General features: G+C 32.7%; 10 protein-coding genes. 5 read left to right on the plus strand and 5 right to left on the minus strand.

All coding sequences use genetic code 11. The features are described 5' to 3' along the window. Positions 1-96: 96 nt before the first annotated feature. From CHB67_RS06855 to nadB, 3 genes are all read left to right on the plus strand, one after another. Entirely contained in the window at positions 97-1,149 is a 1,053-nt protein-coding gene (locus CHB67_RS06855; protein ID WP_089381008.1) for a branched-chain amino acid aminotransferase, read from the plus strand. A gap of 124 nt (positions 1,150-1,273) precedes the next feature. Next, positions 1,274-2,269 (plus strand): quinolinate synthase NadA, encoded by a 996-nt coding sequence (nadA, locus tag CHB67_RS06860; RefSeq protein ID WP_089381009.1) that lies wholly within the window; start codon positions 1,274-1,276, stop codon positions 2,267-2,269. Between the two features lie 12 nt (positions 2,270-2,281). Continuing rightward, positions 2,282-3,877 carry an L-aspartate oxidase gene (gene nadB / locus CHB67_RS06865; protein WP_176461230.1) on the plus strand — a complete coding sequence of 532 codons (1,596 nt, stop codon included), beginning with the start codon at positions 2,282-2,284 and terminating at the stop codon, positions 3,875-3,877. A 36-nt stretch (positions 3,878-3,913) separates the two neighbouring features. Here nadB and obgE read toward each other — a convergent pair whose 3' ends face one another. From obgE to secDF, 3 genes are all read right to left on the minus strand, one after another. Continuing rightward, positions 3,914-4,906, minus strand: a complete 993-nt coding sequence (obgE, locus tag CHB67_RS06870) for a GTPase ObgE (protein WP_089381010.1) — start codon at positions 4,904-4,906, stop codon at positions 3,914-3,916. A gap of 62 nt (positions 4,907-4,968) precedes the next feature. Next, positions 4,969-6,084, minus strand: coding sequence for an adenylate kinase (locus tag CHB67_RS06875; RefSeq protein ID WP_089381011.1), 1,116 nt, complete (start codon positions 6,082-6,084; stop codon positions 4,969-4,971). 131 nt (positions 6,085-6,215) lie between these two features. Further along, positions 6,216-9,215 (minus strand): protein translocase subunit SecDF, encoded by a 3,000-nt coding sequence (gene secDF, locus CHB67_RS06880; RefSeq protein WP_089381012.1) that lies wholly within the window; start codon positions 9,213-9,215, stop codon positions 6,216-6,218. Between the two features lie 170 nt (positions 9,216-9,385). Between secDF and CHB67_RS06885 the strand changes: the two genes are divergently transcribed. Continuing rightward, positions 9,386-11,062 (plus strand): formate--tetrahydrofolate ligase, encoded by a 1,677-nt coding sequence (locus CHB67_RS06885; protein ID WP_089381013.1) that lies wholly within the window; start codon positions 9,386-9,388, stop codon positions 11,060-11,062. Positions 11,063-11,141: 79 nt separating this feature from the next. On the opposite strand, the gene CHB67_RS06890 is transcribed toward CHB67_RS06885, so the two are convergent. Continuing rightward, positions 11,142-12,065 carry a malate dehydrogenase gene (locus CHB67_RS06890; protein WP_089381014.1) on the minus strand — a complete coding sequence of 308 codons (924 nt, stop codon included), beginning with the start codon at positions 12,063-12,065 and terminating at the stop codon, positions 11,142-11,144. Between the two features lie 188 nt (positions 12,066-12,253). Beyond that, positions 12,254-14,197, minus strand: a complete 1,944-nt coding sequence (gene gyrB / locus CHB67_RS06895) for a DNA topoisomerase (ATP-hydrolyzing) subunit B (RefSeq protein ID WP_089381015.1) — start codon at positions 14,195-14,197, stop codon at positions 12,254-12,256. 389 nt (positions 14,198-14,586) lie between these two features. Between gyrB and guaA the strand changes: the two genes are divergently transcribed. Then, the gene (guaA, locus tag CHB67_RS06900) at positions 14,587-16,119 is read left to right on the plus strand and encodes a glutamine-hydrolyzing GMP synthase (protein WP_089381016.1); all 1,533 of its coding nucleotides are present in this window, start codon (positions 14,587-14,589) and stop codon (positions 16,117-16,119) included. The last annotated feature ends 10 nt before the right edge of the window (positions 16,120-16,129 follow it).

Genomic DNA, 16,129 nt, shown 5'->3' on the forward strand with positions numbered 1-16,129 from the left:
TATTAATTTAAAAATAAGATATTTACCTTTTTAAAAAATTGAATTACTAATGAAAAAAATATAGTAATTTTGTTTTAACTTAAAATACGATTAACAATGGCTTTACATATAGAAAAAATAGCGACCTCTAAAATTTCAGAAGTTGATTTTAGCAACTTAAAATTTGGACAAGTTTTTACAGATCATATGTTTGAATGTGATTTTGAAAATGGAGCATGGCAAACGCCAAAAATTAGACCATACCAAGCTCTAAGCATTGATCCTTCTGCAAAAGTTTTCCATTATGGGCAAGCAGTTTTTGAAGGCATGAAAGCTTATAAAGACGATAATGACGAAATTTGGTTGTTTAGACCAGAACAAAACCAAGAACGTATCAACAAGTCAGCTGAGCGTTTAGATATGCCTGCTTTTCCAAAAGAATATTTTATGGAAGGCTTAAATACCTTGCTAAAAATGGATAGCGAGTGGGTTAAAAAAGGAGAAAATAATGCTTTGTATATTCGTCCGTTTGTAATAGCTACAGAAAATTGCGTTTCTGCATCCTCATCAACCAACTATAAATTTATGATTATTTGCTCTCCTGTTCAAGGGTATTATGCAGGTGAAGTAAAAGTAGTTTTTGCTGACAAATACAGTAGAGCAGCAAATGGCGGTGTAGGATTTGCAAAAGCAGCAGGTAATTATGCAGCATCATTTTACCCTGCAAAATTAGCAGCAAATGATGGTTACCAACAAATTGTTTGGACAGATGCTTCAACCCATGAGTATTTAGAAGAAGCGGGTACAATGAATGTGTTTTTTAGAATAAATGACACGTTATATACTGCACCAACTAGCGATCGTATTTTAGATGGCGTTACCCGAAAAAGTATTATTGAATTAGCCAAAAGCGAAGACATCAATGTTGAAGTAAGAAAAATTAGTGTAAAAGAAATTGTTGAAGCTGCTAAAAAAGGTGAATTATTAGAAATGTTTGGAACTGGTACAGCCGTGGTTATTAGTCCTATTTCAGCATTTTCAAATAAAGGTGAGAATTTTGATCTTCCTAAATTGGAAAACAGCTACGCAGCATTGCTTAAAAAGAAAATGACAGATATTCAACGTAACTTATCTGAAGATAAATTTGGATGGAGAGTAAAAGTACAATAAATCAAAAAATAGGGCGTTTTGCGAAACACCTTTAAATTTTATATATTACAACTGCTAAAACAATCGGAGTAACTTCCGATTGTTTGGCGTATATTTTGACCTAGGTCAAATTAAAAACCAACCTATGAATACATTAAACGAAGCTAAAAAAAACTTACAAGAAAAAGGGTTTCTAGCTATTGAAACTCCAAAAAACATAAATTATGTTGAGGAAATTAACAAACTAAGAAAAGAGAAAAATGCCGTTATTTTAGCTCATTATTACCAAGAAGATGCCATTCAAGATATTGCTGATTTTGTTGGTGACAGTTTAGCATTGGCACAAAAAGCAGCAAATACAGATGCTGATATTATAGTTTTTGCCGGAGTACACTTTATGGCCGAAACTGCTAAAATTTTAAATCCAGAAAAAAAAGTAGTATTACCTGATTTAAAAGCAGGCTGTTCATTGGCTGATTCTTGTCCGCCAGCTGAATTTGAAGCTTTCAAAAAATTACATCCAAATCACTTGGTTGTTTCTTATGTAAATACTTCCGCAGAAATTAAAGCATTGACTGATATTGTTTGTACTTCTTCAAACGCTGAAAAAATCATTAATTCTATTCCAAAAGATCAACCAATTATATTTGCTCCTGATAGAAATTTAGGTGCTTGGTTGATTAAAAAAACAGGAAGAGATATGGTACTTTGGGATGGTGCTTGTATGGTTCACGAAGCTTTTTCTATAGAAAAAATATTGAATTTATATGCTGAAAATCCGGAATCTGAAATTATTGCACATCCTGAATCTGAAGCACATTTATTAAAAGTAGCCAAATATGTTGGTTCAACTTCAGGCTTGTTAAATTATGTAAAAAATAGTCCGGCTAAAACATTTATTGTGGCTACTGAAGTTGGTATTTTACATAAAATGAGACAAGAATCTCCTGATAAAATATTAATTCCAGCACCTGTTGAAGACGATAACTGTAACTGTAGCGAGTGTTTTTACATGAAAATGAATACGATGAAAAAATTGTATTTATGCTTAAAACACGAATTACCTGATGTTGAAGTTGATGCTGAGTTAAGCAAAAAAGCACTAGTTTCAATAGAACGTATGTTAGAGCTTTCAAAATAAACAACCATTTAAATGAACGCTGAAAAGAAGATACACAATACTGATTTTTTAGTTATTGGATCAGGAATTGCAGGTTTATCATTTGCTTTGAAAACTGCAAACCATTTTAAAGATGCTTCCATTACAATTATTACTAAAGATGAAAAAAATGAGTGTAATACAAAATATGCTCAAGGTGGAATTTCAACAGTTTGGGATAAAACAGTCGATTCATTTGAACAACATATTAAAGATACTTTAATTGCAGGTGATGGTGTTTGTGATGAAGATGTGGTAAAAATGGTAGTTAAAAGCGCTCCTGACCGTTTACAAGATTTAATTGAATGGGGCACACAGTTTGATAAAACTAAAGATGGCAACTATACTTTAGGACGTGAAGGAGGTCATTCTCAAGACCGTATTTTACACCACAAAGACATTACAGGAGCAGAAATAGAACGCGCTTTAATAGAGCAGGTTGATAAAACAAAAAACATTACTTTTTTAACCTATCATTATGCTATTGATTTAATTACAGAACATCAGTTAAAAAAGAAAAAAACTAAGCGAGCTGAAAAAATTACTTGTTACGGTGCTTATGTCTTAGATCAGAAAAAAAACATTGTAAAAACATTTTCAGCAAAAGTTACCATGCTTGCTACTGGTGGAAATGGTCAGGTTTATAATACAACTACCAATCCTGTAATAGCAACCGGAGACGGAATTGCAATGGCTTATAGAGCCAAAGCTGAAATTTCAGATGTTGAATTTATTCAATTTCACCCAACAGCATTGTACAATCCAGGGGAATATCCTGCTTTTTTAATTTCTGAAGCTGTAAGAGGAGAAGGTGCCATTTTACGTGATTATAATGGCAAACGATTTATGCATAAATACGATCCTCGTGAAGAATTAGCATCGCGTGATATTGTAGCCAGAGCCATTGACACAGAATTGAAAAAAAGTGGAACAACAAATGTTTATTTAGATTGCACGCATATTGACTTTGAAGCTTTTAAAAAACATTTCCCAAATATAACCGAAAAATGCTTGACTTTAGGAATTGATGTACGCAAAGATTACATTCCTGTTTGTCCAGCACAACACTATATTTGTGGAGGCGTTACTGTAAATAAAAAAGCAAAAACATCTATTAAAAACTTATATGCAAGTGGTGAAGTAACACGCTCTGGTTTGCATGGCGCCAACAGATTGGCTTCAAATTCATTATTAGAAGGACTTGTATATTCTTACAATGCTTTTAAAAATTTGACCAGACGTTTTCATAAAATAAAAACTCCAAAAAATATTCCTGTATGGAATGATAGTGGTGTTGTAAAAAACATGGAAAAAATACTGATTACGCATGATAGAAATGAAGTAAAAACCATTATGAGTAATTATGTAGGTATTGTTCGGTCTAATGAACGCTTATTACGTGCTGAACGGAAACTACGCGTTTTATACGAAGACAATAAACGTTTGTACGATCATTCTGAACTTTCTACAGATTTATGTGAACTAAGAAATTTAATAACAACAGCTTATTTAATTACACAATTTTCAAAAAATAGAAAAGAAAATAAAGGCGGTTTTTTTAGCGCTGATTTAATAAAAAAGGAGAGTTAAAAGCTCCTTTTTTATTTGTTATAATTTTAAATAAGTTTAATCATTCAACATTTCCCACAAAGTATCCTTTAACTCTGTAAGTCCTTGCTGTGCAACCGATGAAATAAACAAGGTTTGAATACCTTCAGGAAGTTCCTGCTTAATTTCTGCTTTCAACTCATCGTCTAACATATCTGATTTTGAAATAGCCAACAAACGGTCTTTATCTAACAATTCAGGATTATGTTGTTTCAACTCATTTAATAGAACATTGTATTCTTTTTTAATATCATCTGAATCAGCAGGTATTAAAAATAACAAGGTTGAATTTCGTTCAATATGACGTAAAAAACGATGCCCTAAACCTTTGCCTTCAGCAGCTCCTTCAATAATACCCGGAATATCAGCCATTACAAAAGTTTGAAAATCTCGGTATTCTACAATTCCTAAATTAGGTTTTAAGGTAGTAAAAGCATAATCTGCAATTTTTGGTTTTGCAGAAGTTAATACTGACAACAAAGTAGATTTTCCAGCATTTGGGAAACCAACTAAGCCAACATCAGCCAATACTTTTAATTCTAATTGAAACCAACCTTCTTGCCCTTCAACACCTGGTTGCGCATAACGCGGAGTTTGATTTGTTGAACTCTTAAAATGCCAGTTACCTCTACCTCCCATTCCTCCAGGAAGTAATTTTTGTTCTGTATTTTCTTTAGTTATTTCAAATAAAATTTCTTGAGTTTCACCATCACGAATAATAGTTCCTAAAGGCACATCAATGTAAACATCTTTTCCGTCGCTACCTGTACTACGTTGTTTAGATCCGTCTCCACCATGTTCGGCTCTAAAGTGCTTTTTAAATTTTAATGGATATAGTGTCCACATATTCGTGTTTGCACGGATAATTACATGACCACCACGACCACCATCACCACCATCAGGTCCACCTTTGTCAATGTATTTTTCTCTATGTAAATGCATTGATCCTCTACCACCTTTTCCCGATTCAGCGTGGATTTTAATATAGTCTACAAAATTTCCTTCAGTCATGATATCAATGTTTAACCTAATTTGTTGAATAAAAAGCTACGCATTATGCGTAATATTAATTTTTAAAGCCTATCGAAAACGTTACTTAAACGCTCTGTAATTTCGCTTATTTCACCTACCCCATTAATTCCAAAATATTTATTTTGAGCTGCAAAATAATCTTTTAAAATCGCTGTTTTGGTATTGTATTCATTAAAACGATTACGGATTTTACTTTCGTCTTGGTCATCAGATCTTCCACTCGTTTTTCCACGTTCTAATAAACGTTCTACTAGTAAATCTTCTGGAACTTCTAAAGCAACCATACCGCTAATTCCTTGTCCTTTTTCTTCTAAGAAAGCATCTAAAGCTGCTGCTTGAGATTCCGTACGAGGAAAACCATCAAAAATAAATCCGTTAGCATCGGCATTTTTTTCAACTTCAGCTTTTAACATATCAATGGTTACTTCATCTGGTACTAAATTTCCACCATCCATAAATGTTTTAGCTAACATTCCAAGTTCAGTTTCATTTTTGATATTGTATCTAAAAACATCTCCTGTTGAAATGTGAATTAAATTATACTTATCTTTTAATACATCTGCTTGGGTTCCTTTTCCTGCTCCAGGAGGGCCAAATAAAACGATATTCTTCATTGTTGGTTCTTTAGTTAGTTGATATATACTTTCTAGGTTTCTTCCAAATCCATCATAATCTAAACCATAACCAACAATAAACTTATCTGGAATTGAAAGTCCGATATAATCAATTGGTAATTCCTTTTTGAAAACATCTGGTTTAAAAAATAAGGTTGCAATTTTTAATTGCTTTACTTTTTTATCTTTAAAAATTTCATAAATTTCTTGAAGCGTATTACCCGTATCAATAATATCTTCCAAAATAACAACTGTGCGTCCTTCTAAATCTTCATTAACACCAACCAATTGTTTTATGTTCCCTGTTGAACTTGTTCCTTCGTAAGAAGCTAACTTTACAAACGAAACTTCACAATCTGAATTGTATTTTCTTACAAAATCAGCCACAAACATAAAGGAACCATTTAAAATTCCGATAAACAACGGTTTCTCACCTTGCAAGTCATTTGAAACTTGATTAACAAGTGATTGAACTGCTTCATTAATTTTCTCTGCTGAAATGTACGATTTAAAGTACTTGTCGTGTAATTTAATAATACTCATAGTGTTACTTTGTTGCAAATTTAAGAATCAATCCTTAAACTTAAATTTTATTTTTAATATTTACTAGTTTGAAATACAAAAACCGTTTTGAAATTTCAAAACGGTTTTTGTTGTATTAGGTTAACACCTAATTATTTTTTCTTTTGCTCTAATTTCTTAGTAGTATCATACATAATTGGAGATGCAATAAACAATGACGAATACGTACCTACAACTACCCCAACAATTAACGCGAACATAAATCCTTTAATTGAATCTCCACCAAATAAGAAGATGGACATTAATACCACTAACGTTGTTAATGATGTATTAATTGTTCGTCCTAATGTAGAACTTAAGGCTACGTTTACAATTTTTGAGAATTTCCAAGAAGTATGTATTCCTGTAAACTCACGAATTCTATCGAAGATTACCACCGTATCATTCAACGAGTAACCAACTACTGTTAAAATGGCCGCAATAAATGATTGTCCAATTTCCATGTCAAATGGTAATATTTTATAGAAAATTGAAAAAATTGCCAATACAATTAAAACATCATGGAAAACCGCAGCAACAGCTCCTAAACTGTATTGCCATTTTCTGAATCGGAATAAAATATATAAGAATACCACTAATAGTGATCCAAAAATAGACCATCCAGCTGCAATCTTAATATCCGAAGCAATTGTTGGTTCAACTTTAATAGAAGCCACAATTCCGGCAATTTTCTCACCATCATAACCAGGCTTAAATTGATCCATTGTTAACCCTTCAGGAAGGAATGATTTCAAGTTTTCGAATAATAAATCTTGAACTTCATCATCAATATGGTTTCCTTCTTCTTCAATTTTGTATTTTGTAGTTACTTTTAATTGACTAGCCTCACCGTAAGTTTTTACTTCAGGAGCACTTCCAAAAGCACCTTCTAAGGTTGTTCTAACATCAGCAGGGCTTGTAGCTTTATCAAATTTAATTACATAAGATCTACCTCCAACAAAATCAACTCCGTAATTCAATCCGTTTGTTACTAAAGATGCTAAACCTGCAATAATTAAACCTCCTGAAATAATGTAAGCAATTTTACGTTTTTTCAAGAAATCAACATTAATATTTGCAAATAAGTTTTTAGTAATGCTTGTGTTGAATGTAAATAATTTTCCTTTTGCAGCATACCAGTCAATTAATAAACGTGTTATAAATACTGCTGTAAATAATGAAGTTACAATACCTACCATTAATGTATAAGCAAAACCTTTTACTGGTCCTGTTCCAAATACATATAAAATAATACCAGTAAGCATGGTAGTAATATTGGCATCAATAATTGCAGATAAAGCTCCTTTAAAACTAAATCCGTGCTCAATTGAAGCTTTTAAACCTTTACCTTTGTTTAACTCTTCTTTAATTCTTTCAAAAATAATTACGTTGGCATCAACCGACATACCTATTGTTAAAATAATACCTGCAATACCTGGCAACGTTAATACGGCTCCAAATGCTGTTAAAATTCCGAAGATAAATAAAATGTTTACTGCTAAAGCTACATCAGCAAATGCTCCTGCTTTACCATAATAAAATATCATCCATAACAACACTAATATTAATGCCAATCCAAATGATAGCATACTGCTATTAATTGCTTTTTGTCCTAAAGATGGACCAACAACTTCTGATTGAATAATATGTGCTGCAGCTGGTAATTTACCTGCTTTTAATACGTTTGCAATATCTTGCGCTTCACTTACACTCATACTTCCACCTGAAATAGAAGTTCTACCTGTAGTAATTGGTGTATTTACTGAAGGTGCAGTGTGTACATTGTCATCTAAAACAACAGCAACAAACTTACCTACATTTTCAGTAGTCATTTTACCCCATAATCTTGAACCTGTTGCATTCATTGTCATACTAACTTCAGGCTTTCCTGTTTGACCGTATTCCTGACTTGCATCGTCAATTACATCCCCTTCAATAGGAGCAATATCTTCACGGTTAGATTTAATACCGTATAAATAAATTAGCTCAGTATCTTCTCCTGTTGTAATTAATTGCGATACAAATGATTTTGAATCCCATAAGAACTTCGCATATTTCATGTCGTTAGACAATAAAGCTCTTACCTCTTTTAAAGCTAAGTATGAATTTACTTTTGCAGTATCGGCTACTTTTGCAGTTGCAATTACAGATGATACTTGATTTTGTGATTGTGGTACACTTGGCGTTAAAACTGTAAATAAGTTATTCACTTGTTTTGTAGCTAAAGAATCTGAAACCTCCCCTAACAAATCATTCAATTCATCTTTGGTTGAAGTTGCTTCTTCTTCAGTAGTAACTTCTTGTTGTTTTACTAAACCTTCAATAACTGAATTTGCTTGGAAAAAGAAATTTGCTGTTTCTTGGTTTGTATATACTTCCCAAAATTGTAATTCGGCAGTACTTTGTAATAATTTTTTAACACGATCAATATCTTTGGCCCCAGGTAACTCAATTAAAATACGACCTGATTTTCCAATACGTTGAATATTTGGTTGTGTAACACCAAACTTATCAATACGACTACGTAATACTTCAAAAGCTGTATTTACAGAACCTGTAACCTCTTCTTCAATAATTGGCATTACTTCCGCATCCGTCAACTTAAAGTTAATTTTTTCACGTAAAGATTTGTTACCAAAAATACTTGGATCACTTAACTTAATGGTTCCTTTGCTTAATTTTTCAAACTCATCAAAAAATAGGTTTAAGAAAGTATCATCACTTCTTTTTTGAGCTTCTGCAGCATTTGCTAAAGCTTCATTAAAAATAGGATTCTTAGACTCGTTAGACAGTCCTACTAAGATATCTTTAACCGAAACTTGTAAAATAGCATTGATACCTCCTTTAAGGTCTAATCCTAAATTAATTTCTTTATCCTTAATATCACTATAACTAAATTGTGCAAAACCTAAATCAATTACAGGTTTGTTTGCAACAGAGTCTAAATAAACTCTTTCTAAATTTGCTATTTCTCTACCATCATCAGTTCTTGATATAGCATATTCATTTGCTTTACTTTCTACATTTTTTGTAAACCAAGTAAATGATAATTGATATATACTTACTAATCCAAATAAAATAGCGAATAACTTTATTAATCCTTTATTCTGCATGTTAAAATTTATTTAATATAAAATTCATTTTTAATAAACGTGCAAATATATAATTTCAATTAAGAACTAACAATTCTTTTTTCCTTTATTTACGTGTAAATTAAAGGTAACTTAATTTACAGCGTACTCAATTATGATTTTGCTATATTTGATACCAAATTTTTACTAAAATGAAATATTTATCAGACATAGAAATTGCTCAGGAAAAAGAACTTATTCATATAAAAAAAGTGGCTGAAAAATTAGGGGTTGAAGAAGATGACCTTGAAATGTATGGCAAGTACAAAGCCAAACTACCATTAAATTTAATTGATGAAGAAAAAATTAAGAGAAATAATTTAATTTTAGTTACCGCAATAACCCCAACCCCTGCTGGGGAAGGAAAAACAACGGTTTCAATTGGTTTAACTGAAGGTTTAAACAAAATAGGTAAACAGGCTACTGTGGTATTAAGAGAACCCTCTTTAGGCCCAGTTTTTGGAATAAAGGGCGGAGCTGCTGGTGGTGGCTACTCTCAAGTAGTTCCTATGGAGGACATTAATTTACATTTTACAGGAGATTTTAATGCGGTTGAAAAAGCAAACAATTTACTTTCAGCATTGATTGATAATAATTTACAAAGTCGATGCTGCACTTTAAATTTAGACCCTCGAACTATTCTTTGGAAACGCGTAATTGACATGAATGATCGTTCTCTGCGCAACATTACTATAGGTTTAGGCGGAACTGCAAATGGTATTCCTCGTGAAGACGGTTTTAACATTACACCAGCCTCAGAAGTAATGGCTATTTTATGCATGGCTACAGATTTTGAAGATTTAAAAAAACGCTTGGGGAATATTTTAATTGGGTTTACATTTGATAAAGACCCAATTTTCGCAAGAGATTTAAAGGCTGAAAATGCTATGGCTATTTTATTAAAGCAGGCTATTCGACCTAATTTAGTGCAAACATTAGAAGAAAATCCGGCAATTATTCACGGAGGTCCTTTTGCCAATATTGCACAAGGCACAAACACCATTATTGCCACAAAAATGGGCTTATCATTATCTAATTATGTGGTTACTGAAGGTGGTTTTGGAGCAGACCTTGGTGCTGAAAAGTTCTTAAACATAAAGTGCCAGGCTGCTAATTTAAATCCTAAAGCTGTGGTTTTAGTTGCTACCATTAAAGCGCTTCGTCATCATGGTGGTGCGCAAAAAGACAAACTTGAAATACCTAATTTGGATTTTGTAAAAGACGGTTTCTGTAATTTAGAAAAACACATTGAAAATATTAGAAAATTTAATATTGAACCTGTTGTTGCAATCAATACTTTTAAAAGCGATTCTTATGAAGAGATAGATTTTATAATTCGTGAATGCGAGAAATTAAATGTGAACGCTGTAGTTTGCGACTGTTGGTCAAAAGGTGGTGAAGGCACCAAAAAGTTAGCGCAAGCAGTTGTTAATATTGTTGAATCTAGTAAGTCTACTTTTAAACCTCTTTATAGCTGGGATTCACCTGTAAAAGAAAAAATTGAAACTATTGCAAAAGAAATTTATGGTGCTGATAGTGTTGATTTTGATAAAAAAGCTAAATTAAACTTAAAACGTATTGATAGTTTAGGGTTTAATGATTTTGCTATTTGTATGGCGAAAACACAAAAATCATTTTCAGATAATGAGTTTTTAAGAGGAAGACCTCGAAATTTTGTTGTCACCGTTCGTGAAATTGAAATTGCGGCAGGAGCTGAGTTTATTATTCCTATTTTAGGTCAAATGATGCGTATGCCAGGACTTCCTTCAAACCCTGCATCAGAAAACATGACTATTGATAAAGATGGGATTATTTTTGGGCTTTCTTAAAATTTAGTAAAGCGTCACAAACCAAAAAAGCTCCAAAATTAAAATTTTGGAGCTTTTTTTATATAAAACTTAGATAATACTAACCTAATAATGCGTTTGTAGCTTTAACACCAGCAGCACTTTCTTTAATTTTAGCAGATTCTGCTTCAGTCAATTCAACTTCAACAATTTGCTCAATTCCATTTTTACCAATAATACAAGGTACACCTATTGAAATATCACTTAATCCGTATTCACCATCCAATAAAGCTGAACAAGGGAACATTTTTTTAGAATCTAAAGCAATAGCTTTCACCATTTCAGATACTGCAGCACCTGGAGCATACCAAGCACTAGTTCCTAATAATTTAGTTAAAGTAGCACCTCCAACTTTAGTATCTTCAACAACTTGTTGCATTTTTTCTTCTGATAAAAATTCAGAAACTTTTACACTGTTACGAGCTGCTTTTCCAATTAATGGAACCATACCCACATCACTGTGACCACCAATTACCATACCATCAACATCAGATGCAGGACATCCAATAGCTTCAGCTAAACGGAATTTAAAACGAGCGCTATCTAAAGCTCCACCCATACCTATAATTCTATTTTTTGGTAATCCTGTTGCTTTATGAGCTAAATAAGCCATCGTATCCATTGGGTTACTAACAACAACAATAATTACTTCAGGAGAAAACTTAATTAAGTTTTCAGCAACTGTTTTTACAATTCCAGCGTTAATTCCAATTAATTCTTCACGCGTCATTCCCGGTTTTCTTGGAATACCACTTGTAATTACAGCCACATCACTTCCTGCTGTTTTTGAATAATCGTTTGTTATTCCTGTAATTTGAGTATCAAAACCATTTAAAGAAGCACACTGCATTAAATCCATAGCTTTACCTTCAGCAAAACCTTCTTTAATGTCAATTAACACTACTTCGTCAGCAAAATCTTTAATTGCAACGTACTCAGCGCAACTTGCACCAACAGCACCTGCTCCTACAACTGTAACTTTCATATTTTTAATTTTATTTTAATATTATTATTTTTCGAGGTATAAAAGTACTACTTTTTATATAAATAAAATGAACATTTAAGGTAATTTACGAAATCGATATTGATGATTTTTATCACGTTTATTTTACGATAAATATAAAAAAAGCAGCTTTTTACAGCTGCTTTTTACATTTTTACAAAAGAAACACCTTACGCATCAATATTTGCATATTTTGCATTTTTCTCAATAAATTCTCTACGAGGCGGAACCTCATCACCCATTAACATTGAGAATACTCTATCTGCTTCTGTTAAACTATCTATAGTTACTTGACGTAATGTTCTAAATTCAGGATTCATTGTAGTGTCCCAAAGTTGTTCAGCATTCATCTCCCCAAGACCTTTATAACGTTGAATATTCACACTTCCTCCCATATTAAGCGCAATTAAATCACGCTGATCGTCATCCCAAGCATATTCTCTTTTCTGACCTTTCTTCACCAAATAAAGTGGAGGTGTTGCAATAAATATATGTCCGTTTTCAATTAACTCTTTCATATACCTAAAGAAGAACGTAAGAATTAACGTTGCAATATGGCTACCATCCACATCGGCATCACACATAATAACTACTTTGTTATATCGAAGTTTTGACAAGTTTAACGCTCTCGGATCTTCTTCTGTTCCTATAGAGACACCCAATGCTGTAAACATATTTTTAATCTCTTCGTTTTCAAAAACCTTGTGCTGCATTGCTTTTTCAACATTTAATATTTTACCTCTTAATGGTAAAATAGCTTGAAAAGCTCTATCACGTCCTTGTTTTGCTGTTCCACCTGCCGAATCTCCCTCAACTAGGAAAATCTCACATTTCTCTGGATCAGTTTCAGAACAGTCACTTAATTTACCAGGTAAGCCACCAATGCTCATTACCGTTTTACGCTGTACCATTTCACGTGCTTTACGAGCAGCGTGACGTGCAGTTGCAGCTAAAATCACTTTTTGAACAATTATTTTAGCATCATTTGGATTTTCTTCCAAATAATCTTGTAACATTTCAGAAACTGCCTGACTTACAGCTGAAGTAACTTCACGGTTTCCTAATTTAGTTTTTGTTTGCCCCTCAAATTGAGGTTCTGCAACCTTAACTGAAACAATGGCTGTTAATCCCTCACGGAAATCATCTCCAGCAATTTCAAATTTAAGATTTTTAAGCATCCCTGATTCATCTGCATACTTTTTTAATGTTGCTGTTAAACCACGTCTAAAACCAGATAAATGTGTACCACCTTCATGGGTATTAATATTATTAACATACGAATGTAAATTTTCAGTATATGATGTATTATACACCATTGCAACTTCAACAGGTACACCATTTTTTTCACCTTCCATTGCAATAACTCCTGCAGTTAATTGTTCACGAGTTGCATCTAAATAGTTTACAAACTCAGGCAAACCAATTTCACTGAAAAAATGTTCTGTAGGATGATTTCCTTCTTCGTCAGTTACTCTTTTATCAGTAAGTGAAATTTTAAGTCCTTTATTCAAGAAAGAAAGTTCTCTTAAACGCGTAGCTAAAGTTTCGTAGTTGTACTCTGTAGTTTGTGTAAAGATAGATTTATCTGGAGTAAAGGTAACCAAGGTACCTTTCTCTGTTGTTTCCCCAATTGGTTTTGCAGGATACATAGGTTTACCTTTCTCATATTCTTGCTCCCAAATTTTACCATCACCAGAGTAAACTGTAGCTTTTAAATGGTCAGATAGTGCATTTACACAAGATACACCTACACCATGTAAACCTCCAGATACTTTATAAGAATCTTTATCAAATTTACCACCTGCTCCAATTTTAGTCATTACAACCTCTAAGGCTGAAACCCCTTCTTTTTTGTGCATTCCAACTGGAATACCACGACCATTATCTCTTACAGATACTGAGTTATCTTCATTAATTGTAACATCAATTGTATCACAGTGGCCAGCCATTGCCTCATCAATAGAGTTATCTACCACTTCATATACCAAATGGTGTAATCCTCTAATACCAACATCTCCAATATACATAGATGGACGCATACGTACGTGCTCCATCCCTTCCAACGCTTGAATACTGGAAGCGTCATAACTGTGCTTTTTTGCTTCTTCGCTCATAAAATTTAAGTTTTTTTATGTATTAACTAAATACAAATATAAGGCTTCAATTTATAGTTTTAAAACCTGCTAAGAGCTCCTAATTTGAAGTTATTAACAATTTGTAAATTACTAAAACTACGCTTAGAAACTATAAAAACCTCTAAAAACTAGTTTTTTGAATTTTTAACTTCAACTAAAATATTAAATTCTTTAATAATGGCTTATTTCGCTTTATTTTAAGTCATTTTACAAACAAAAAACGGACCTAAACTTCAATTTCGATACATATAAAGTCGTTTTCACCATGAAACACTGTTAAAAACTGAAAATAACCACACTAAATTTACATTGTTAAGAAAAAATGAAATAAAGTATTTATACTCTATATAATAATATTATTTTTGCGGATGCAACATCAGGTACTTATATTAGATTTCGGTTCGCAATACACTCAGTTGATTGCTCGAAGAGTTAGAGAATTAAACATATTTTGTGAAATTTTTCCTTACAATAGTAAAACTTTTGATATTAAAGATTACAAAGCTGTAATTCTTTCAGGAAGTCCTTTTTCTGTAAGAGCTGAAGACGCTCCACATCCCGATTTATCAGAAATTAAAGGAAAAATTCCACTTTTAGGAGTTTGTTATGGCGCTCAATATATGGCTCATAATTTTGGAGGAGAAGTAGGTGCTTCAAACACACGTGAGTATGGAAGAGCAAACCTTTCATTTATCAAAGAAAACGAATTGTTTTTTGAAGGAGTAAATGAAGGTAGCCAAGTTTGGATGAGTCACAGTGACACCATATTGGATTTACCAGAAACTTTTGAATTAATTGGTAGCACCCACGACGTTAAAAATGCTGCGTTTAAAATTAAAGATGAAAGTACATATGGCATACAATTTCACCCTGAAGTATATCATTCAAAAGATGGTTTAACTATTTTAAAAAACTTTTTAGTAAACATTGCAGGGGTTGAACAAACTTGGACTCCAGATTCTTTTGTTGAAACTACTGTTGCTGAATTAAAAGAAAAATTAGGAAACGATAAAGTTGTTTTAGGTTTATCAGGTGGTGTAGACTCTACAGTTGCGGCTACTTTAATTAGTAAAGCAATAGGTGAAAACTTGTATTGTATTTTTGTAAACAATGGTTTATTACGAAAAAATGAATTTGAAAACGTATTAGATCAATACAAACATATGGGCTTAAACGTAAAAGGCGTTGACGCTTCGGCACGTTTTTTGAAAGAATTGGAAGGAGAATCTGACCCTGAAGGAAAACGTAAAATTATTGGTCGTGTTTTTATTGAAGTTTTTGATGATGAAGCACATGAAATTCAAGATGTAAAATGGTTGGCTCAAGGAACAATTTATCCTGATGTGATAGAATCTGTTTCGGCAACTGGCGGACCTTCAGCAACTATAAAATCACATCATAATGTAGGTGGATTACCTGACTTTATGAAGTTAAAAATAGTAGAACCTTTAAATACTTTATTTAAAGATGAAGTGCGAAGAGTAGGGGCTTCAATGGGAATTGACGCTGAATTATTAGGTCGTCACCCTTTTCCAGGCCCTGGGTTTGGAATTCGTATTTTAGGAGATATTACTGCCGAAAAAGTAAGAATGCTACAAGAAGTTGATCATATTTTTATTCAAGGTTTAAAAGACGAAGGCTTATACAACAAAGTTTGGCAAGCTGGTGCTATGTTATTACCTGTAAACTCTGTGGGTGTAATGGGAGATGAGCGTACTTACGAAAAAGCAGTTGTTTTACGCGCTGTAGAATCTACCGATGGTATGACTGCCGATTGGGTTAATTTACCGTATGAGTTTCTACAAAAAACATCAAACAAAATAATAAATGGTGTAAAGGGCGTTAATAGAGTAGTATATGACATTAGCTCTAAACCACCTGCGACTATTGAGTGGGAATAAACTTTTAATA

This window comes from Lutibacter agarilyticus (assembly GCF_900188235.1).
Taxonomy (GTDB): Bacteria; Bacteroidota; Bacteroidia; order Flavobacteriales; family Flavobacteriaceae; genus Lutibacter; species Lutibacter agarilyticus.